The organism is Segatella intestinalis, assembly GCF_029348455.1.
In the GTDB taxonomy this organism is placed as follows: domain Bacteria; phylum Bacteroidota; class Bacteroidia; order Bacteroidales; family Bacteroidaceae; genus Prevotella.
In genome coordinates this window covers 68,246-89,706 of sequence record NZ_JARJVV010000015.1, presented here as the reverse complement: position 1 = coordinate 89,706, position 21,461 = coordinate 68,246, and the positions used below count along the sequence as shown (strand labels likewise).

Genomic DNA, 21,461 nt, shown 5'->3' with positions numbered 1-21,461 from the left:
TTCTATGAATTAAAATATTTCTCATTGAATCTTCTTTCCATTGCCTCCGTCTTGGCAAGGAAGCGCTGATGCGCCTCGCTGTCGGGATGGAAGGGCTTATGACCGTGAGCCTCACGAATGGGGCGCCAGTCTTCGAGGAACTGTTCTGCAGCCCTGCCGAAATAGGCGGCACGGAAGCGCTGCCAGATAAACTCCACCGCCTGACCGGAAGGATGGAGCATGTCTTCCTCGTAGAAACGGTAGTCGCGCAGCTCGTCGTTCATCAGCTCATAGGCTGGGAAATAGCTCACGATGCCTGGATTCTGCCTCACCAACCGGTCGGCGGCAAGCAGCAGGGTGGCCTTGGAGAGCTGGCTGCCATGAAAACCATACTTGGCGTATCGGATGGGACTCACGGTGATGACGACCTTCAGGTCTTCCCCACTCCGCCCGCTCTTCTGCCTGGCATCCTTCAGCAAGTCGACAGCCTGCTGCAGGTAATCGGCACACTCGTCTACCGAAAGCTCGCGCTCATCGAAAAGGCGTTGCGGCCGCTTCTGGCAGTTGTCCACTATCTCGCCCGTCTCCTTGAGCACATAGACATGGTTGGTGCCTAAGGTGAAGACCGCCACACGCGGACTGACCTGCAGACTTTTCTCTACCGTATGCAGGATGCTTGCCGGATTGTACATCACCCCAAAGGGATTGACCGTAGCCCGAAAGCGGTTCTCCACGAAGCGATGCCCCAAGCGGTCGGCAAAGCAACTGCCCACAAAGAGCATACGCTCTGCCGGCTGTATCTCGAAGTCGGCCTTCGCTATATCTACCTCTGTCCTAAACTGCATCTTCCTTCTTTCTCTTCTTCATCTCCACTACTATACCTATTATAATAAGGAGTACGAGGATGCCATACCCTACATAAGCCACCGTCTCGGTCTTGCGGAGCGAAGCGGGATGGAAGTCGAGCACCACCGTATGCTTGCCAGGCTTCACCTGAAGGGCACGGAGAATATAGTTCACACGTCCCAGTTCTGCGGTCTGTCCGTCGACAGTGGCTGTCCATCCGGGATAGTAGATCTCAGAGAACACCACAACTCCACCCTTGTTGGAGTTGACCTCGTAGACCAGATTGTTGGGTTTGTATTGTGTCAGTCTGACAATAGATGTATCGTCCTGCGGAACACTCTGTCCCAACTGCTCCTTGAACTTGGCATCAGCCACAGCCTCATGACGCAGGTTGTACTTGCCCACACCGGCTATCTCCTCGTTGGCATTGCTTACATAGTTCACCTTGTCAACAAACCATGCGTTGCCGTATGCATAAAGGTTCTGCACAGGCACCGTCTGTCCTGCCTGCAGAGGCATAATGAAATACTTGGTGTTGAGCATATTGAGCACAGGGAAGAGGCTGTCGCCCTTCACCTTGGTCATATCGCCTCCAGCCTCAGCCACGCTGTTCCATACCTTGTTCTTCTCGTTGGCGATATAGGCATCTATCATCTCCTGATAGCGACGCAGCTTGGCAGCGCTATAGCCTCCGATACTCTTGTGATAGTAAGAGGTCGCGTTCTCATTGAAAGTATCCGATGCGAGATTGAGCACACGGTAGTCGAGCGACTTGTCACGACAGATAATCTTGTCGGTCTCCGTCATCTGCTGAGGAGCATCACGCTCAATCTTATCAACGAACATATCATCGTAGAGATAACGCTTGTTCACCATCCACATATCCACCAGACAGAGCACGGCTATACCGGCAATCATGAACTCGGCACCCAGCTTCTTCATCTTGTAAAGCATCAGGAAGGCGAAGCCGATGAGGATAATCCAGAACGAACGCCAGCAGTCGGATGTAAAGATGCTCTTGCGGATTTCTGTTAAATTACTGATTACAACACTCTGATATTCAGCAGGCAACTGCTGCACAACCTGAGTTTCCTGCACGGAGATGAAATCAGGGAAGAATACACCAGGCATGATGGCGAAAAGCAGACAGAAGCCTGCCGTCAGTCCCAAGCTGGCATATACATATTTTATCTTGGTGGTCAGCACCTCAGGCTCATCCACCAGCTTCTTCAGCGCCATCATCGCCAGCAGCGGAATGGTAAACTCGGCTATCACGAGGATGGATGCCACCGTTCGGAACTTGGCATACATCGGGATATAATCCAGGAAGAAATTGGTAAACGGCATGAAGTTTCTACCCCATGAGAGCAGGATGCTCAGGATGGTGGCAGCCAGCAAAGCCCATTTTATCGGACTCTTTACGATAAACAGACCCAGAATGAAGAGCATGCAGACGAAAGCGCCCACATATACAGGACCACTGGTACCAGGCTGATTGCCCCAGTATTGTCTAAACCAATAGCCGTAACTCTGTCCCAGCTGCTGATAAATCTGTATAAAGTTAGGATCAGCCTTCTCCATCGCCTTCTCATTATGAGAAAGCAGTTCTGAAGCTCCGCCCTTGGCATTAGGGATGAGGAGCGTCCAGGTTTCGTCGATACCATAACTCCACTGTGTGATATAGTCGCGGTCCAGTCCGCTGTCGGTCTGATTGGCAGCATTCTTCTTTACCAACTCACTCTTTCCTCGCATGGTCTCCTGCCCATACTGCCATGTATGATACAGGTTGGACAGATTGAGACAGATACCTATGGCTGCACCGGCGAAGCAAACCGCTGTAGCCTTACCGAAACGTACCATCTCCTTCTTGCGGATGGCATCCATCAAGAAGGCAATCACCATGAAGAGGATGATAAAGAGGTAATAATAGGTCATCTGCACATGGTTGGCATATACCTCGAAGGCGGTAAAGATGGCGGTAACGAGCAGTCCCCAAAGGTATTTTCCCCTGTAAGCCAACACGATACCGGCTATCATCGGAGGCAGATAGGCCAAAGCCATGACCTTCCAGATATGTCCTGCCGCAATGATGATAAAGAAGTAGGACGAGAATGCCCAGATGATGGAACCCAAGGCTGCCAACGACTGTCGGAAATCGAAAGCCCTCAGCAGGATATAGAATCCTAAGAGATAGGCAAAGACATACCACACATTTTCGGGCAACCACAGATGATAGAAGTTGGAAGCCTGTTTCAGCACCGCACCACTCTTATAGGAAGGTGCCATCTGATAGGTCGGCATACCTCCGAAGATGGAGTTGGTCCAACGTGTTTCCTCACCAGTTTTCTTCTCGAACTGCGATCTCTCCTGTCCTGCGCCCACACCGGCTGAGGCATCATGACGATACAGGATGCGGCCATCTATGTCGGCTGGCATAAAATACACGAAAGAGATAACCGCAAACATGACCACTGCTAAAATGTCAAGCAGATATTTCTTCAAAAATTTCATTATCTTATATAAACGTTTATATTTTCTCGTGCAAAGATAGTAATTTTCTCTTATAAGGAATGCCACAGATAAGATATTTTTTGTATTTTTGCATCCTAATTTGTTCCAAATAGCATTTTTACAGTATGAAAATAGGAATTATCGTTGCGATGGACAAGGAGTTCGCGCAACTCAAGACGCTACTCAGCGACAGCAAGACTGAGCACAGGAACCATAAAGACTTCGTGACAGGCACCATCGGAGACAACGAAGTCATCATGCAGCAATGCGGCATAGGAAAGGTGAACAGTGCCATAGGTACCGTGGAGATGATAGACGGCTATCATCCCGACCTCGTCATCTCGACGGGTGTGGCAGGTGGAGCCGACATCAGCCTCAACGTTACAGAGGTAGTGGTCTCTACCGAATGTGTCTACCATGACGCCTACTGTGGTGAGGAATGTGCCTTCGGACAGATTCTCGGTATGCCTGCCACCTTTGCCACACCATTTGAATATGTAGAGAAAGCACTCTCTGTCAATGACGATCCGGGCAACATCCACCCTAAGATTCATGCCGGACAGATAGTCAGCGGCGAGTGGTTTGTAGACAGCAAGGAGAAGATGCGCTCCATCCTCGACCATTTTCCACAGGCTATGGCTGTGGATATGGAGAGCTGTTCCATCGCTCAGACCTGCCATATCTATCAGACTCCCTTCATCTCCTTCCGCATCATCAGCGATGTGCCTCTCAAGGACACCAAGGCTCAACAGTACTTCGACTTCTGGGCCAAAATGGCTGAAGGTTCCTTCCAAGTCACCAAGGCTTTCCTGGAAAGATTATAAGAAGATTTTTCTGGAGTTAAGGAGTTAAGGAGTTAAGACAAATGCCTTTGTGGACTTGAAATTAAACACTAAACATTAAATACCAAACATTAAAAAGAAATGAACAAGATACCCAGTTTCACTATCAATCACAACAAATTGCTCCGCGGCATCTACGTCAGCCGCAAAGACGAGGTAGGCGGAGAAACAGTAACCACCTTCGACATCCGCATGAAGGTTCCCAACCAGGAACCCTGTCTGCACAATGGTGCCATTCATACCATAGAGCATCTGGCTGCTACTTATCTTCGCAATGACGAAGAGTGGAAAGACCGTATTATCTATTGGGGACCAATGGGTTGCCTTACAGGCAACTACCTGCTGATACGTGGCGACCTGGAGAGCAAGGACATCGTAGAGTTGATGAAGCACACCTTTAAGTTCATTGCCGACTTTGAGGGAGAGATTCCCGGTCAGGCTGCAAAAGACTGCGGCAACTATCTGCTCCACGACCTTCCTATGGCTAAGTACGAATCGAAGAAATATCTCGAAGAAGTGCTCAACTGCATCAAGGAAGAAAACTTGATTTATCCTACTCAGGAATAAAATAAAGGACTGAACTTATCACAGGATTCAGAAGTTAGAGAAGCTATCATATTATAAATGTTCTTTTTAGCCCTAAAAATCTATGTTCTAAACTATCGAACTTATGTTCTAAACTTTCGAACTTAAGTTCTAAACTATCGAACTTGTGTTCTAAACTTTAGAACATAGATTTATAAACTAACAGAAAACAATTCGACCTGTACGGTTGGAATTACGCAGCACGCCCAGAAAGGGCGTCCAACCATACAGTTCGAAACAATTTGTATAGTATTAAAGTAATTGCTCGTGGCTATAGGGGTGCTGAGTTGTTACGATTTCTAACTTCTCATTACCTTTTACCATTTCAGTTTGCCATACTTTTCCTTATACCATAGTTGCCAGCCATTGACCAGGTTCTGCCATACCACATAGGCACCAGGAGCCACGGCTGCCAAAGGATTGAGGAAAGTAAGGGTGAGCCAGATACCCACAATTGTATTCTTCTGACCCAAAGCCTGTCCGGCACTGATGCTGGCATCCCAATGACGTCCCACAGCCTTGCCTATGGCAAACTGAACAAGACATACCACCAAGGGAACAATAAGCAACAGGGCAAGTATCCAACCCGAAACGGTGGCATGAAGGAAGTTGCGCAGAGTTTCACCCATGAGTATCGTCAGGTTGAAACACCACATATAGAATCCCAAGTCTTTCACACTCTTCACCTTATCAACAAAACGGGGCAGGAACTTGCGACTCAGCAGGGCAAGCAACAAGGGAACCACCAGCACGGTGGTGACATTGCGGAACACCATCATACTCATATAAAGAAATGACACATCGGCTCCCTTCTCTACCATCGGGAACAGAGAAGGAATAATAATCATTGTGAAAATATTGGCTATCACGGTATAGGTGGTGAGGGAGCCTATGCTGCCACCCAACTTCTCGGTCACTACCGCCACGGCAGCTGCCGTAGGACAGATGAAACAAATAAAGGCTCCTTCGAGGATGACCTTCGCCTCGTAATTCTTACCAAAAAGACAGATGGCAATCACCATCAACAATGCCAAGGAGGTGCGAATGAGCTGCAACACGAAATGCCATGCCTTAGGCTTCATCTCCTTAATCTCTATCTTGCAGAAGGTAACATACAACAGGGCAAAAAGCACCACCGGCATGAGTTCAACAAGGCGTGGACCCACCGCGTCACCCAATGGCTGCAAGAAAGGAACATTGGCAAAAATCAAATACCCCAAGGCACCCAAGACAAGGGAACAGGGCAAAGCAAACTTCCTGAAAAACGAAAACACCTTCATCATACGGACATGTTTTAGCGAAAAGAAAAAAATCCTCCTTGGTCAACCAAGGCTGACTTCAAGAGGATTTTTTAACTCCATTTATATTAAAGCTATAGCTTAATCTTTGTTGCTGCGCTTACGCTCCAAGTGGTCAAGGATAACCTTGCGCATACGCATGTTCTTTGGTGTGACCTCCACATACTCGTCCTCGCGGATGTACTCAAGGCATTCCTCAAGACTCATCACGGTCTTAGGAATCACGCGAGCCTTGTCATCAGAACCAGACGCACGTACGTTGGTCAACTGCTTGGCCTTAGTAACATTGATGACCAAGTCGTTTTCGTGAACATGCTCGCCCACTACCTGGCCTGCATAAACCTCCTCACCTGGGTCGATGAAGAACTTACCACGATCCTGCAACTTATCAATGGCATAAGCATAGGCGGTACCTGTCTCCAGAGCTATCATGCTACCGTTGCTACGGCGGCTGATCTCGCCCTTATAAGGCTGATACTCCTTGAAGCGGTGTGCCATAATGGCCTCGCCCTGCGAAGCTGTCAGCACATTGGTACGAAGACCGATGATACCACGTGAAGGAATATCGAACTCGATATCCACACGGTCACCCATGTTGAGCATGGAGGTCATATCGCCCTTACGACGTGTCACCATATCAATCATCTTAGAGGCAAACTCCTCTGGAACATTGATGGTCAACTCCTCTACAGGCTCACATTTCACACCGTCGATCTCCTTATAGATAACCTGTGGCTGACCTACCTGAAGCTCATAGCCCTCGCGACGCATTGTCTCAATAAGCACAGAGAGATGGAGCACACCACGTCCGCTGACAATCCACTTATCAGTAGTATCCTCGTAAGGCTGAACACGAAGGGCAAGGTTCTTCTCCAACTCCTTGTTCAGACGGTCCTGAATGTGACGGGAGGTACAGAACTTGCCTTCCTTACCGAAGAAAGGTGAGTCGTTGATGGTGAAGAGCATACTCATGGTAGGCTCATCGACAGCAATAGGAGGAAGAGGCTCAGGATTCTCGAAGTCGCAGATGGTATCGCCAATCTCGAACTTCTCCAGACCGACAACGGCACAGATATCACCTGAATCCACATGGTCGGTCTTCTGGTGTCCCATACCTTCGAAAGTGTGGAGTTCCTTGATCTTAGTCTTCTCCTGAGTTCCGTCGCGATGGCAGATAGTGATATTCATACCATCCTTCAAGGTACCACGGTGTACGCGGCCCACTGCAATACGACCCGTATAAGAACTGTAATCCAAAGAGGTGATGAGAAGCTGAGGTGTACCCTCCAACTGTTTAGGAGCAGGAATGACCTCTACAATCTTATCGAGCAGATAGTCGATGTTGTCGGTAGGAGTCTTCCAGTCTTCAGCCATCCAGCCATTCTTGGCAGAGCCATAGACTACAGGGAAGTCGAGCTGTTCCTCAGTAGCGTTGAGGTCACACATCAGGTCGAACACCATCTCGTAAACTTCCTCTGGACGGCAGTTAGGCTTATCCACCTTATTAACTACAACGATAGGCTTCAAACCCAACTGCAAAGCCTTCTGCAGCACAAAACGAGTCTGAGGCATAGGACCCTCGAAAGCGTCGACAAGAAGCAGACAGCCGTCCGCCATATTGAGTACACGCTCTACCTCGCCACCAAAATCAGAGTGACCAGGAGTATCGAGGATATTGATTTTAATACCTTTCCAATTAATAGACACATTCTTTGAGAGAATGGTTATACCACGCTCACGCTCCAAGTCGTTGGAGTCGAGAACTTCGCCACTGTTATCCTGGCCATCACGGAAGAGTTTGCCAGCGAGCATCATCTTGTCTACCAGGGTAGTCTTACCATGGTCTACGTGTGCAATAACTGCAATGTTTCTAATGTCTTGCATTTTTTTACCTTAAGTACTTTATGAATTTGGGTGCAAAATTACAAAAAATATCGGAAAAGTTTGCATGAATAACAAAAAAGTTGTAACTTTGCACCGCATTTTTAAAATGCACAATATTTTATTCAATCAATTATTAAGTTTTTAAGCAATGTATTTAGACAAAGCAAAAAAAGAAGAGATCTTTAGCAAGTACGGAAAGTCTAACTCTGATACTGGTTCAGCTGAGAGCCAGATAGCATTGTTCTCATACCGTATTGCTCATTTGACGGAACATGTTAAGCAGAACCGTAAAGATTATACTACAACACGTGCATTGACACAGCTTGTAGGAAAGCGTCGCGCTTTGCTCGACTACTTGTACGACCGCGATATCAATCGCTACCGTGCCATCATCAAGGCCCTCGGTCTCCGCAAGTAATCTTGAGCAATTTGCTAAAAAAAACAAAACCTCCCATCGTTCGAAAGAACATTGGGAGGTTTCTTTGTTTTATATGATACAGCCTATCCCATCATTCTCGCCGAGACTAATGGAGTTTTTCAATTTCTGATTTACCGATCTTTACATAGGCCACCAATATAAAAAATGCAAATGTACACAAAGCTGTACATGTTAACATGATAGCTAATATCCATTGACAAACTCCAAATTCCATATTCAAACGGAAAGGCAATGCGCAGGAAGAATATCCCCATGACAAACAAATAATAGTATATATAACCTTAGCCGCCATATTGTCTTTCATAAAAAAGCCATTTAGGAAGGATAAAACACCAGCATAAGAACTTACTATCATACAAATAAAGCCTAATGCCAAAAAAGGGTACAAAAGAAGCATTATCCAAGAGGCATTCATCACATAAGGTGTGATCCACTTAAAGAACAGCCAAAAAAGAAAAGATGACAGCATACTATAAGCAACTGTCATAAGTACAAATATAAAATTCTTCATTTTCTAATATAGAATAAAACATTACTAAAGTAAAACATCCAAAATGCGAATAACTTGAAAAGAATCTTTTCAAATCTTCGCTGCTGCACATATTTTTAAAAGTTAGAATTTAGCAGCAAACATAACATATAAACAACTTTTCTGCAAACCTAAGCATTTAATCACAAATAATCTTTATTTAAATTTTTATAAATGTTCTCCAAATTAGTTATGTCTACAAATGTTTCACATCTATTTCTTATGTATCTACCAGGTTCCCTATAAGAAACTACTGTTGCTGGAACACCAGCGACTGTGGCTCCTTTTGGAACATCCTTTACTACAACAGCACCAGCTCCAATTATTGCAGAGTCTCCAATGATTACATCTTCAACTATACAAACAGAGGGACCAATATAGACATTACTTCCTATTATGGCAGCTTTACCGTCGTTTGACCCAATGGTCGTAAAGTGGCTAAGATTACAATTTCTCCCAATAATAGCATTAGGATTGACGATTATATTAATACCATGCCCTAAACATAACCCAGGTCCAATATCCGTTGTTGGATATATTTGGATACCATAGATTTTAGACAATCGCTTGTGCATGATAGAAGCAATCCAATAAAAGGCATTCGGTAAAGAAGCTAAACGCAACCAAAAGCAGTAGCTAAAACTATGATTGCTACTTGTTATTATATCAGCAACAATATTCAATAAAGTTGGTGATTTTCCATAACGGGCATAATCACATTTTATGTAAGTAAAAATTTTCTTTAAGTTTTTATTCATTTTTAATAATCTTTCCCGTATAGTATTGTAGAGGAAAATGGTTTTACACAAATTTGTTGGAGGCTATCTGCTGCTTTTCTATCTCCGGACAACACGTCAGTATAATGTTCGTAACGTAAAAAATCCTTTATATTAACATCAAAACAATTATAACTTGGATTGACAATAACAATAATTTCCTCGGTATTTTTACACACCTCATCTATACTTCTGCTATTATATCTTTTGTATATCAAAAGCTGACTATCATCCTGCAATAGAATTTGCCATATTCCATCAGCTAACCATTTGTTTTCTCTTCTAAAATGGATTAAGCATGAATATACATTTCTTAATTTTTCACGACCTTCCTTTTTGAATGGCTCCCAATAATTTTCATCCCATTCCATACATCTACGACAATCAGGATCTACATTTCCTTCCATTCCTATTTCATCACCATAATATACCATAGGAGTACCTAACGATGTAAACAACAGCACTACAGAAATAATACATTTGCTAATTTTTTCATCATAGTTTTGTTCACTTTCTATTTGGGTCATTATACGCGCAGTGTCATGATTACTTAAGTAATTTATAACACCTTTATAAAATGTTGAAGGATAACGCAACCATAAAGATAACAAGTGTTCTACAAATTCTGTTGAGCACCATTTTCCTGTTATGAATTTGATTACAATTTCATGCCAATGATGGTTAGTTATTCCTGACAAGAGTTCATTATCTAACCAATGTTCACCATTATGCAAAATCTCTCCTAAAAGCCATTTATTGGAAAATTTTGAACTCAAAACATTTTGAATGTTTTTTAAAAAAGTATCACCCAGTTCGTTAGCAACATCAAGCCTCCATCCATCAACATCTATTAGCTTAGTCCAATATTCTATAACATTTAGCAAATAAGCAACACAGTCTTCGTTACTGGTATTTAAAATCGGTATGTGTAAAAGATTGGCAAACCCTCTCCATTTTTCATTTGTCTCCCATTCGAACCAATAATAGTATGGTGTTTCTTTACCACACTTTTTTATTTCATCGACCAGATGGATAACCTTACCTCTATTATTTTGAATTCTGATTTTTTCACTGCAATGATTAAATACTCCATCCAAGACGACTTTTATATTATTTTCATGCGCAACTTCTACAAGGTTTATCATGTCTTCTTTGCTGCCAAATGAATTGTCTATAGAAAAATAGTCTTCGGTATCATATTTGTGATTCGAAGGAGAAGTAAATACTGGCGTAAGATAAATTCCTCCTATACCCATTTTTTTAAGATATTGCCCATCAAAAATAATTGCATGAATTATGCCTTGCAAAGTTCCTCCATAAATGGCATGGTGATAAAAATCATTTGTGGGTGGCCGGGTTTGCCAAGAATAAGAGCCTATAGTTTCCTTGTGCTTTCTATATCGGTCAACAAATATCTCATAAAAGGTGCATCCATTAAGCCAATGAGGTAATTGAGGTAAATAACGTTTGTAATCTTTTTCTCTTATCATCGGGATTGTAAAAGCAAAAGGAATGGCTTCTTCCTTATTTTTGTGACAACCGATTTCCGAATGCCAAAAATATGTTTTACTTTCAACCTTAACGATAAAGTTTATATCACATTTCCAAACATTAATAACACACTCCCATATGCTTTTTACATTTCCTCTATATATTGAATGACAATTCTTATGATAAAAATCAGCATTGCAGTCATACCTATATTTCCAAAGCACTTCAACGGATTGCAAATAATCGTACGAAATAGCACAGACTATTTTTATGGTTTTCTCATCCAAAAGATAAGCAGAAACCAAAACTTTGTCACTATTGGCGTTGTGAATCAGAAAATAAGACATTTATCTTGATTTCAATACCAAAGAGTCCAATATTTCATCGGAATTTTCACATGACTTCATTATACTTGTCAGTGCTTTACGCCCAAGAGTACATCCCTTGCAGGGTATGTCTAAGAACATTCCTTGTTTTACTTTTTGTCGCATAGCTTTTGCTCTATCAGAATTCCAAATTTGCTCAAAATCATTCTCCAAGAGATTTCCAACAATTGGCTTATAAGTAAAACAGCAGATGGACACATCTCCATTTGGACGTATAGTAGACATTGACCACAACCCAAAACAAGTTGTAGGAGTTTCAGAAGATTCTTCTATATTCAATTCGTCAATATATTGTTTCAGATTGTTGTCAAAAATGGAATTGTAGGTACCTGCCAATGCTATATTGTACTTATTTGCCTTTTCTTTGAAACGGTTAATTGATTCCTCAACTATTAACTTATCTTTTGGTGTAAAAAGCATTTCGTGTGGTGCAAAATCCCATGGATTAATTATTGCACCGCCCAATTCGCCTACTCCCTTTTCTTTAGCAAAACCAACCATGGAATCTAAATTATCTATATTGATTTTAGAAATCACACTATGAAATCTAAGCAGCAAGTTACTTCGCCTATATTTCTTTATCAAATTCAACGTTTCCATAATTTTAGCATAGGAACCTTTTACTCCCCTCGACTTGTCATGTTCCGCTTCAATATGACTGTCCAATGATATCGTTATTATATCAGCATTTTTTATAATACGTTCTGCATTTTTCTCATCGAATAACGTGCCATTAGTCCACAAATGACATTTTATTCTATTTTGTTTAATACATTCCATGATAATGGGTAAATCTTTACGACATAGCGGTTCACCACCACCTATCAATAAGATTTGTTTTACCCCCATCTTTCCCAAACTGTTGATATTTTTCAACAACACATCTGTTGGTATTTCATTCAAATGCTTAATATAATCTTCTTTGTGCGTTCTATCACACATAGGGCAACGCATATTGCATCTGATAGTAACTTCGATTGAAACTGTAGCAGGAGCTTTTAAACCAGTTTCTTCTGTCCATGATTTGTATAACTTATTCATCATAAACTCTAAAAAATATTTATTTCTGATTAATTCAAATTTTAATTATCTTACACTCATATATAAATGAAATATAGAATCCAATTAATTTCCAAAGATTATACTACCTATATGATCTTGAGATACAATATTTTCCTCCATTCTTTTCTTTAGCGACCTAAACAACTTAGATACACAATCATTAGTCTTTTTGAAACAATTATCCAATTCGGCATTACCTCGTTTTAATCTAAATGGATCAAACAAGCCATTAACAATATTGTTGTCTCTCCAATTTAATGCGACATATGTTTTGTACTTAGCACCGAAGAAGATTGTTAGCATGTTATCTCTATCTTCTTCGTTAATATTTATCTTTCTCATTTCCAACTCCTTTACTACAGCCTTAATAAATAGCGAAGGCTGTATCTCTGTATTAAGATATCTTATAGCCGCATCCAAATGTCCCAACTCGGCATTGATAGCACCTAATAATATGGGGACAGACACTCCTAAATTCTCAGCATAAATTGAATGATAATCTTTCTTGAAAATATCATATATATGCATTTTATCCTCCTTAGATAAATACTTGGCAACAGAAGGAAATGATTGAAGTTTCATCAACAAACTTTTTGGCAAAAAATTCTTGTTACCTAATGGATTAAATTTATAAACGGTTGATATACCTGGTACATATACCCTTACACTTGGAAAGCCCAAGAAATTGTTGTCACGAATATAAACATCTGTAGAAATACCGAGGCATAATTGCATGAGCAATTTAGAACCTTTATTATTATCATAATCGGCTATTTGTTTCCATTGAACAAATTTCCATGATGGTACAGAATAAAATATACTTAAAGGGATACTTCCGTAGTTTGATCTAAACATTGTACTCCAATTTTTTAATGTATCCCATTTTTGCAAATTAGATAAATCCCATGAAGTCAAAAATTTCTCATTACTGTCTTCTGAGAAATCACACCCTTGCGCTAATTCTGTAAGACATCGTTCTAAAGCAATACAGAACAAGGGATGACACCCAAACTTTATCCTATATTTTTGCCTCAAATAATCAATAAATACTATACAAACTACAGGCAGTTTATGGCCAAGACTTCCATCAAAAACCAAAAGTTTAAAAGGTCCTTTCTTTTCCAATTCTATAATAGTATTATATAATTCGGGACTTCTTTCTTTAATAAAAGCTTTTGGGATTTCAGGCGGTGTCAATTGCTTAGTAAAAATCATTTCCAATGCGTAACGCTCAATGACCTCAGAAAGCGCTTGACACAAAGCTTCATCAAAAGAGTTACCTGAAGCCATTCCGTTAGAACGACACAAACGTCTAACTATTTCGAAAGGAAGTTGAACAACTTCTTTCTTTCTTATGCTATAAAATGGTATTGATTTGAACGACTCATTGTTATCATTCCATTGGGTCCATATTTCATATAAATCTTGATCTGAAGGAAGAATATTATCTGACTCTTCATAAGATTTTCTCATATCTTCTTTTAAATCAATATGTTTTTCCAAAATAGTCTTTAAAGAAACCGAGGATTCATCAGGAAAATATGTGAAACCACCATATTTAATTGTTGCTTCATCCACCATATCTATAAGCAAATCGGGTAAATGGAGATTTTGCAAACGCTCCATCATTTCTCCATATGCACTTGCTCTACTAAAATCTTCAGTTGTCCCCTTTCCATTCGTTCCCCATTCAAGTTTTTCAATCTCCAACCTTGTCGAATACAGATGTGGTGATGGTTGTAAAATCGTTTCTGACCATTTAAGCCCCAAACCTTTTAAAATATTTTGAGCACACGTTATAGTTATTAATGGTGGTAAATCTTTGTATTTAGAGTATTCCATATTTTTAAACAAATTTTTCTTATATATATTGGCTTACACCAAAACAACACGTATAATCTATAACTAAAACTTGTGAGATTATTCTCTTTCCCATCAGTAATAATCGCAACTAATTTTCCTATTATATCTGATTTTTTTATTCCGAAGTCATAGATAATATTATTATCACCGCAAAGCGTATATGTCCCATCGCTGTGAATTTTAACTATTCGATGCAATAAATATCTTCCACTTGGTCTCTGTACAAGTACGATGTCCCATTTTCTAATATTTTCTGTTTCCTTTTTTATGACAAGAATATCTCTTCCTTCTTTTATCAAAGGAAGCATACTTTTTCCTTTGTTAGAATACACTAAGACCCCTTTATCATCAAGGATTTTCTTAAATATTGTCATTTTCAACAAGACCAATTTCTATTAGCTTATCTAAAAATAAATTTGTATCATTTTCTACGATGATTTTGTCACCATCATAAGTTTCCTGCATTATCTGAATGACCGAATCACGAGATATATCTTCATTTAAAAGTTCCAAGATCTTCTTGCCAGTATTATTCAAAAACAATAAATTTTTAAAAGCAAGAGCATCTTTGCCCACAGCTATCCCAATATTTTGGTCAGCAATGCTATTTACCGATATTTTATATTTTAGTCGCATACTCTTTGAATTTTTTAATCATTTGCCTTTTTATTAAATGCTCGTCATACTCTATCAATTCGTAGAAGCATGTATTGTTTGTTTCACATTTTTCTAATTTCAAACAATCAGGGAAAAGACGACAAATCGAACATCTTTCAAGAGGCATATTATATTGAGTCCATTTGGCTATTTCCAATTTGTTCATACTGGATGGTTCACAAACATTACCTATATATAGAGATTCCCATTTGTGTTCACATAACCCTATATTACCATCAGGAAAAATAATAATAGACTCTAAATTACTATCAGCCTTACAATGATTAAGTCTAACCTTGTCAAAATAAGCATATCCCAAATCCATACTCTTTTCTTCAATCAAAGTCTGAAGAGCTAAAAGTTTTGAAAAGGCATCTTTTCTGTTTTTATAATCTTCAAAAATCTCAAATAAAGGCATAGCATAAATTTTGCAAGTCTTGTAGTTAGAAAAATTATCAGCTAAATAATCTACTAATTCTACCAAATCTGAATAGTTTTCAAGAGATAAATTTAATCTAATTGTCACATAAATATCATTATCCAACATCTTTCTTATATTACGTAGAACTCTTCCAAAAGGATTATGTTCTTTGTTTATATAAGATTTAATTTGATTATATTTATCTTTAGTACCATCTAACGTTATTTGTATTTTCCTTAAATTCCATTTATGCTTCGCTTCTTGTATCATTTTTTGTGTAAACAAGAAGCCATTAGAGGTCATATGTGATTCAAAACGAATACCTAAGTTATTCAGTACATCAGTTATCTTTTCTATAGAAGCAACGTTAAACAAAGGTTCGCCTCCAAACCAATGAATTGTAAGTTTATTGCCATTATAATTGTTCTTTATGAATTTTGCTGTAGTTAAAATTACATCATGCGACATTCTTACTTTCGAGAATGAATTTTCAAAGCAATAAGAACACCTTGCATTACAATCTGTAGTTGTAAATATGGTATAATTACGAATTTCTTTATTTTGATGGCTTATCTCCTTTATTAGTTGCTTTATGTTTAATACAAATTTAAATTCTTTAAAAGAATCAGGTACAAGAAACCATTTATTCACTAAGATTTCTTTTTCCTCTTGTAAATTCTTGTATAAAACATATTCCTTTGTCAGAAGATTGTATGCAAGCACACCTTCTGGAATAGGTATACTGAATACAAATGTTGGACATCTATATTCCACATTTAAATTATAAACTTGCTCCCTCAATATTTTATGTATCAAGGGAGCAATAGGTTGTAAAACCGTCATTTGTTGGTATTATTAATCACCACAATGACCATCACCACAACAATCACCAGTAGAAATCACCTCGTTTTCATCAAGAGCGACAACTTCAATTGAAGGGTTTTCAAAAACTTCTTTTTTCATTTTTACAAAAATTTAAATTAATACATGTCCATTATTTCTCTGTTGTATCGCATAGGTTGGACTTTACCTAATATGATTTTTGAAATCTTATTTTTCTGATTCTACCTCTTTGAATCATTTTACAAAACTTTAACTATTCCAATCTTGCGGTTTCTTTTGCAAATAGTCACCTAAAGCAACAAGCAATTTTGCCACAATTTTCTGAATCAAGCCCAAAATCCAAAGGACTACATTTTTTACTACATCCAATACTTTCATTAGTTTTTCCATAAGATACTCTATTAATGATTAAACTTATATTATTCTTTCGAATTTTCAATTAATTAAGCGAACATTATCAATCCAACTACTATCAAGAATGCTATCAGAGTATAGATATTCCAAACTACCCAACGGAATAACCAAAAGGCAATACCGAATATCACTATAATAAATGAAATAACATAAAAACCGATATAACCTACAATACAACTTAAAACTAAGCTTAGAATTCCCATGCCCAGTCCGTCTTGGATAAAAGTGGAAATAACAAGAACTACCAAATATAACAGGCCACCACCCAAAAATAGTATTGCCACTGCACTTGTCAATGCGGAATAAATACCATCATACCAATTACCAAAACGTCTTACCATATTATCCAAACGTGTCCACCAACTTCCGCTCGGAGTATTGTCATCCTGTACACTGTACGATGTCCCTGCTTGATAATGCGGCAAAACTCTACTCGACTTTTTAAAGATTCGTCCAAATTTAGCAAAAAAAGTTCCTCTCTTACTTTCTCCATCTTCAGAACTTGAAGAAATTGTGAATAACTCGTCAAACTTTTTAGATTCATCAGGAATGCCTATAACTACATTTACAGACTTTGTGGTTATAAATGCACCATCGAAGGTTACTGTCCAATCACCACCATCTTTATAACACGTACCATTAGCATTACCATAACCAATACATTCATACTCTCCAGAGCCATTAACAAAAATATTACAAGAATGTTTCATTGTAGTACCAGCCCATGAGTTAAATGTAATATTCACTGTAATAATTCCAACATGTTTGGTGTTTAAAGTCAACTTTGGTGTCAAAAATTGCACCCCACCAGGCAACGCACTCGTATAATCATTTAATACTTGCCCTGAATTAGAATAATTTGCAAAAACAACATTGGTTATTTCGATTGGAGCGTTAGCCTGCAAAGATGGATAAATTTTCAAAGGAACACGGATCAATTCCGCATTTTGATAGGAAACGCAGTAAGTAAAATCTCCAGGCTGCTTAAAGAAAGTCCCCCGTGAGTTTCCCCAACCAGTAAGTTCGTACACTTTCGAACCTGAAAGATTAATATTTTTTATATCGTATTCATCGAATATTTCACCTTTCGAATCGAGTATTATGATATGGAATACCTGGTTAGAAAGATAGAAGTTTGTATCAATAGTCATTCGTGGAGTCAGATAATACAAACCGACTCGCATAGGAATTCCATAATCATCAATAATTTTATTATCATTATTAAAATTGGCAAACTCCACACATTTTATCTCAATCCTTGGGATATTCTGTTCCTCTCTTTTTTGCTCAAACTCTGCCAGTTTTGTTTTCAATAATTTTGCAAAAGCGGCAAATACAACAGCATCACAAAATCCGACTTCGCGAGCAACACCTGTCAATTGCTTACTATTTGTTTTGATATCAAGATTATTAGGATGAAGATTTTCCGTACCTTTCAGAAAACTGACAGCATTTTCCAGAAGTTTCTTGTCGTCTTGATTTATTTGATTATTCACCAACACGCTAAATATAGCTTCTATTGACTTCACTTCTTGTTCAGACAATTGTTGCTGTATTCTGGGGTTAGATAAAAAAAGATAAGCATCTAAAAAATTCGTAACATACCTATTAATAATAATAGGATCTACGACAGGGTCCTTTGAAGTTTTATTATTCTCAGGTGCTTGTCTCTTCTGTTCTGAACGCTTTTTGTGGAATTTTTCTAAAAGTTTTCCTTTAAATTCCTCATATGTAGCCTCATCATTAGTAAACATATCACGAGCTACCCCCGTGAGTTGTTTGCTATAAGTTTTAATATCTAAATTATTCGGATGAAAATTCTCACATTTTTTTAATATATCAATAAACTCTCTTGCAGTATCCTCAACCTCATCCTGAACATAACGTTTATTCCAAAGGTTACTTAGCCCTTCAATTGCTGTCCATTCTTCTTGGTCAAGCTGGTCCTTGATTTCTGCACTTTTTAAGAACTGGCATGCTTCCACCCAATTCTTTACATTACGATTTAATATGATTTGATCCATCCTATAAAGATTAATAGTTTTAGAAGGGACCATTTTCTACTAATAGCCCCTTTTTTTTTGAACAACCACAAACTATTCGATATTCATTGAAGCTAAAAGAGTTTGGGATGTCAGCAATTCTTCTTCGCTCTTCACACCTGTCACTTTAAGTTGAAAATCTATATCATCATGTTCCACTTGAGCATGAACAGATAACATGCCTTCGTTATCTATATTAAAAGTAACATGAACAGGAGAACCCTTCGGCCAATCTTTGTTTAACAATAATTTCGCAGGTTCAGAGGTAACTAAACGGCAAAATTTATCCTCAACTGTAGAATCAGTTTCTGGATTTGTAAAATCGCTTTCCCAAATAGGTAAGGTCAGAACATGCTGATTTTCATAAGCTGTACAGAATTCCCGTTGAAAAGAAAAAGGAAGACTCGTATTCGCAAATATCATATTTCCCACTTTATTTTCAACAAGTCCTAAACCATAAGTCTTGCTGGTCACATTCATGACACGGGCACGGTCGCCACGAATAGGAGCTGGCCGATCATCTCTATCACCTTCCTCATACTCTTGTACGGCCTGAGAATAAGCTTCATTCATTGCATAGATTGCCGCACCCTTAGCAACAACCTCATCAACATCACCTATTCTTGCATCAACCCCATACTCTTGATCAATTCTTGCCTTAACCTGTGGCATACGGCTACTCCCACCAACTAACAAAAATTCATCAATTTTTTCAAATCCTTTCTTACGAGCAATCTCCAAAATTGAATTCGTAGCATCAATAGTCTCATTCAACTTACTAATAGTCAAACTATCAAACAATTCACGAGTTATTTCAAAGCGAGCAGATTTTCCTTCCCAATTGATGTTAACATTTACCTTATTTTTACCTGTTAGTAACTTCTTTTTATTTTCTGCCATATTAAGAAGTGTATTCTTAAGCATCGTGTCTCCGTCAAAAGAAAAGTTAGTATCATTTGCACTATTAAATGCATCTAACATATAAGAAGCCAACTCAGTATCCCAATCTACACCGCCCAAATGATGATCACCACCAGTAGCTATAACCTTAATGGCTCCCTTGTTCACTAATATTATAGTAACATCAAATGTGCCGCCGCCCAAGTCATACACCAAAATGGTTTTTCGTTCATCTACTTTTGTTCCATAAGCAATTGCTGCAGCTGTTGGTTCGTTTATGATAGACAACACATTCAAGCCAGCGATGATACCAGCTTGCTTCGTCTGCATACGCTCCTTATTACCAAAATAAGCTGGACAAGTAATCACAACATCTTTAATAGGCTCAGGAAAACCATTAGCATCATTGGCATCCTTAACCAATTTCTTTAATATCAACGCTGATATTTCAGAAGGATCCAGATGATAGGGAGTGGTATTTAAAGACTTGTCAAAAGCTGCATCATTACCCATTTCTCGCTTGATAAAAGACACAGCCTTTTCTGGTTCTGTTTCCAACATAGCTTTTGCATCCTTACCAACCAAGACATTATTTTCATCCTCAAAATAAACTACAGAAGGAGTGGTTGCATCTCCTTCAAAATTACGAAGTACTACTGCTTGATCAAACTGATCTACCTGAGCTATACAACTATATGTTGTACCCAAATCGATTCCATATACTGCACGACTTTTATCCATAATTATATTGATTTAATAATAAAAATAACTAAAATAAAAAGAATATACTCTCTACTTATTGTACTTATAAACATCTACTACAGCTGGACGGAAGTACACTTCTCGTTCAGCACCCCTTGCAGAATCAAAAGCCATATAAGAGAAACCACACTGACAAACCTTGGCAATTACATTATTTAGCTTCTCATCCGTAGTTGGTATCAATCTGTTCACCCTATGCTGCCCCTTTGCAAACAAAGTACCTACTTCTGGTACATAGATATTCAAATCATACTCATCACTCAAGGTATCTGTTATAAGAAGCATAAAATGATTTATCTGCCCAATCAGTTTGTCATAAGCCCCCACTTCAGCCTTAGCTGCCTCAGTTTTATAATATTCATAGGTACGCGCAATACTATCATAAATCATAACGATTGAGTTTTTATATGGTTTCAGCATCTTAGCATAGAGATTGTTTTGTAGTTTCTCTAATTCTTTATGCATATTCTTCATGACATCATCTCGTTGTTCAAGCATTTTACAAGACTGTGCCACTTGAGATAGTTCTTGAGACAAAACACCAAAATCAATACTCGTTGCAGGAGTTCTATGTTCAGGTCTTTGATTATTTTTTTCTTTGCGCAAAGTATTCAATTCTTGTACTTTAACATCAAGTTCTGCCTCTTTTTCTTTTAATTTTTTCTCTATTTCCTTTTTTTCAGCCAAAACTTTGTCTAAAGATTTTTGTCGTTCTATAATCTCTGCTTGAGCAATAGAATAATCATTCCGTAAATTCTGCAATTCAGAAGTCAATGAATCCAATTGCTCTTGTATCTCTAACGACTTTGTTTCCATTTCTTCATTAATCTTTGACTCTGCTTGTTCTTTTATCAACTCACTAAGTGTCGCTATTTGTTTTTTTAAATCAGCAACATTTTCATTAATACTTATTCCGAAAAATCCCATAGTT

19 protein-coding genes are annotated in these 21,461 nt (G+C 38.9%); 3 read left to right on the top strand and 16 right to left on the bottom strand.

Annotation, left to right across the window (positions count from 1 at the left end; all coding sequences use genetic code 11):
* Positions 1-2 precede the first annotated feature (2 nt).
* Both P3T48_RS11055 and P3T48_RS11050 read right to left on the bottom strand, forming a co-directional pair.
* The gene (locus tag P3T48_RS11055; RefSeq protein WP_276506719.1) at positions 3-824 is read right to left on the bottom strand and encodes a GSCFA domain-containing protein; all 822 of its coding nucleotides are present in this window, start codon (positions 822-824) and stop codon (positions 3-5) included.
* Entirely contained in the window at positions 814-3,336 is a 2,523-nt protein-coding gene (locus P3T48_RS11050) for a YfhO family protein (protein ID WP_276506718.1), read from the bottom strand. Before P3T48_RS11050 ends, P3T48_RS11055 begins: the two co-directional genes overlap by 11 nt.
* A 125-nt stretch (positions 3,337-3,461) precedes the next feature.
* On the opposite strand from P3T48_RS11050, the gene P3T48_RS11045 reads away from it, so the two are divergent.
* Entirely contained in the window at positions 3,462-4,160 is a 699-nt protein-coding gene (locus tag P3T48_RS11045; RefSeq protein WP_276506717.1) for a 5'-methylthioadenosine/adenosylhomocysteine nucleosidase, read from the top strand.
* Positions 4,161-4,259: 99 nt separating this feature from the next.
* On the top strand, positions 4,260-4,745 hold the full coding sequence (locus tag P3T48_RS11040; protein ID WP_276506716.1) for an S-ribosylhomocysteine lyase: 486 nt from the start codon (positions 4,260-4,262) through the stop codon (positions 4,743-4,745).
* Between the two features lie 335 nt (positions 4,746-5,080).
* Here P3T48_RS11040 and P3T48_RS11035 read toward each other — a convergent pair whose 3' ends face one another.
* The gene (locus tag P3T48_RS11035) at positions 5,081-6,043 is read right to left on the bottom strand and encodes a bile acid:sodium symporter (protein ID WP_276506730.1); all 963 of its coding nucleotides are present in this window, start codon (positions 6,041-6,043) and stop codon (positions 5,081-5,083) included.
* A gap of 99 nt (positions 6,044-6,142) precedes the next feature.
* The gene (typA, locus tag P3T48_RS11030) at positions 6,143-7,945 is read right to left on the bottom strand and encodes a translational GTPase TypA (protein WP_022252940.1); all 1,803 of its coding nucleotides are present in this window, start codon (positions 7,943-7,945) and stop codon (positions 6,143-6,145) included.
* Positions 7,946-8,093: 148 nt separating this feature from the next.
* Here typA and rpsO point away from each other — a divergent pair, with 148 nt between their 5' ends.
* Positions 8,094-8,363, top strand: a complete 270-nt coding sequence (gene rpsO / locus P3T48_RS11025; RefSeq protein ID WP_022252939.1) for a 30S ribosomal protein S15 — start codon at positions 8,094-8,096, stop codon at positions 8,361-8,363.
* A 106-nt stretch (positions 8,364-8,469) separates the two neighbouring features.
* On the opposite strand, the gene P3T48_RS11020 is transcribed toward rpsO, so the two are convergent.
* From P3T48_RS11020 to P3T48_RS10965, 12 genes are all read right to left on the bottom strand, one after another.
* A complete protein-coding gene (locus P3T48_RS11020; protein WP_276506715.1) occupies positions 8,470-8,895 on the bottom strand; it encodes a hypothetical protein in 426 nt (141 codons plus the stop codon).
* Positions 8,896-9,056: 161 nt separating this feature from the next.
* A complete protein-coding gene (locus P3T48_RS11015) occupies positions 9,057-9,671 on the bottom strand; it encodes a serine acetyltransferase (protein WP_276506714.1) in 615 nt (204 codons plus the stop codon).
* Positions 9,672-9,673: 2 nt separating this feature from the next.
* A complete protein-coding gene (locus P3T48_RS11010; protein WP_276506713.1) occupies positions 9,674-11,527 on the bottom strand; it encodes an alpha-amylase family glycosyl hydrolase in 1,854 nt (617 codons plus the stop codon).
* The gene (locus tag P3T48_RS11005; RefSeq protein ID WP_276506712.1) at positions 11,528-12,610 is read right to left on the bottom strand and encodes a radical SAM protein; all 1,083 of its coding nucleotides are present in this window, start codon (positions 12,608-12,610) and stop codon (positions 11,528-11,530) included.
* Positions 12,611-12,691: 81 nt separating this feature from the next.
* Entirely contained in the window at positions 12,692-14,470 is a 1,779-nt protein-coding gene (locus P3T48_RS11000) for a YcaO-like family protein (RefSeq protein ID WP_276506711.1), read from the bottom strand.
* Positions 14,434-14,865, bottom strand: coding sequence for a S24/S26 family peptidase (locus tag P3T48_RS10995; RefSeq protein ID WP_276506710.1), 432 nt, complete (start codon positions 14,863-14,865; stop codon positions 14,434-14,436). The genes P3T48_RS11000 and P3T48_RS10995 overlap by 37 nt, the downstream gene beginning before the upstream one ends.
* The gene (locus P3T48_RS10990; RefSeq protein ID WP_276506709.1) at positions 14,852-15,127 is read right to left on the bottom strand and encodes a PqqD family protein; all 276 of its coding nucleotides are present in this window, start codon (positions 15,125-15,127) and stop codon (positions 14,852-14,854) included. Before P3T48_RS10990 ends, P3T48_RS10995 begins: the two co-directional genes overlap by 14 nt.
* Complete coding sequence (locus tag P3T48_RS10985) at positions 15,111-16,412, bottom strand: radical SAM protein (protein ID WP_276506708.1); 1,302 nt, start codon at positions 16,410-16,412, stop codon at positions 15,111-15,113. Before P3T48_RS10985 ends, P3T48_RS10990 begins: the two co-directional genes overlap by 17 nt.
* A gap of 249 nt (positions 16,413-16,661) precedes the next feature.
* Entirely contained in the window at positions 16,662-16,802 is a 141-nt protein-coding gene (locus tag P3T48_RS10980) for a hypothetical protein (RefSeq protein WP_276506707.1), read from the bottom strand.
* Between the two features lie 53 nt (positions 16,803-16,855).
* Complete coding sequence (locus P3T48_RS10975; protein ID WP_276506706.1) at positions 16,856-18,850, bottom strand: hypothetical protein; 1,995 nt, start codon at positions 18,848-18,850, stop codon at positions 16,856-16,858.
* Between the two features lie 72 nt (positions 18,851-18,922).
* Positions 18,923-20,509 carry an Hsp70 family protein gene (locus P3T48_RS10970; protein WP_276506704.1) on the bottom strand — a complete coding sequence of 529 codons (1,587 nt, stop codon included), beginning with the start codon at positions 20,507-20,509 and terminating at the stop codon, positions 18,923-18,925.
* Positions 20,510-20,560: 51 nt separating this feature from the next.
* Positions 20,561-21,457, bottom strand: coding sequence for a hypothetical protein (locus P3T48_RS10965; protein WP_217757866.1), 897 nt, complete (start codon positions 21,455-21,457; stop codon positions 20,561-20,563).
* Between the last annotated feature and the right edge of the window lie 4 nt (positions 21,458-21,461).

Excerpts from the sequence above, each read along its gene's own strand:
- P3T48_RS11055 (WP_276506719.1), bottom strand. The coding sequence starts at position 824 with ATGCAGTTTAGGACAGAGGTAGATATAGCGAAGGCCGACTTCGAGATA.
- P3T48_RS11050 (WP_276506718.1), bottom strand. The coding sequence starts at position 3,336 with ATGAAATTTTTGAAGAAATATCTGCTTGACATTTTAGCAGTGGTCATG.
- P3T48_RS11045 (WP_276506717.1), top strand. The coding sequence starts at position 3,462 with ATGAAAATAGGAATTATCGTTGCGATGGACAAGGAGTTCGCGCAACTC.
- P3T48_RS11040 (WP_276506716.1), top strand. The coding sequence starts at position 4,260 with ATGAACAAGATACCCAGTTTCACTATCAATCACAACAAATTGCTCCGC.
- P3T48_RS11035 (WP_276506730.1), bottom strand. The coding sequence starts at position 6,043 with ATGAAGGTGTTTTCGTTTTTCAGGAAGTTTGCTTTGCCCTGTTCCCTT.
- typA (WP_022252940.1), bottom strand. The coding sequence starts at position 7,945 with ATGCAAGACATTAGAAACATTGCAGTTATTGCACACGTAGACCATGGT.
- rpsO (WP_022252939.1), top strand. The coding sequence starts at position 8,094 with ATGTATTTAGACAAAGCAAAAAAAGAAGAGATCTTTAGCAAGTACGGA.
- P3T48_RS11020 (WP_276506715.1), bottom strand. The coding sequence starts at position 8,895 with ATGAAGAATTTTATATTTGTACTTATGACAGTTGCTTATAGTATGCTG.
- P3T48_RS11015 (WP_276506714.1), bottom strand. The coding sequence starts at position 9,671 with ATGAATAAAAACTTAAAGAAAATTTTTACTTACATAAAATGTGATTAT.
- P3T48_RS11010 (WP_276506713.1), bottom strand. The coding sequence starts at position 11,527 with ATGTCTTATTTTCTGATTCACAACGCCAATAGTGACAAAGTTTTGGTT.
- P3T48_RS11005 (WP_276506712.1), bottom strand. The coding sequence starts at position 12,610 with ATGATGAATAAGTTATACAAATCATGGACAGAAGAAACTGGTTTAAAA.
- P3T48_RS11000 (WP_276506711.1), bottom strand. The coding sequence starts at position 14,470 with ATGGAATACTCTAAATACAAAGATTTACCACCATTAATAACTATAACG.
- P3T48_RS10995 (WP_276506710.1), bottom strand. The coding sequence starts at position 14,865 with ATGACAATATTTAAGAAAATCCTTGATGATAAAGGGGTCTTAGTGTAT.
- P3T48_RS10990 (WP_276506709.1), bottom strand. The coding sequence starts at position 15,127 with ATGCGACTAAAATATAAAATATCGGTAAATAGCATTGCTGACCAAAAT.
- P3T48_RS10985 (WP_276506708.1), bottom strand. The coding sequence starts at position 16,412 with ATGACGGTTTTACAACCTATTGCTCCCTTGATACATAAAATATTGAGG.
- P3T48_RS10980 (WP_276506707.1), bottom strand. The coding sequence starts at position 16,802 with ATGGAAAAACTAATGAAAGTATTGGATGTAGTAAAAAATGTAGTCCTT.
- P3T48_RS10975 (WP_276506706.1), bottom strand. The coding sequence starts at position 18,850 with ATGGATCAAATCATATTAAATCGTAATGTAAAGAATTGGGTGGAAGCA.
- P3T48_RS10970 (WP_276506704.1), bottom strand. The coding sequence starts at position 20,509 with ATGGATAAAAGTCGTGCAGTATATGGAATCGATTTGGGTACAACATAT.
- P3T48_RS10965 (WP_217757866.1), bottom strand. The coding sequence starts at position 21,457 with ATGGGATTTTTCGGAATAAGTATTAATGAAAATGTTGCTGATTTAAAA.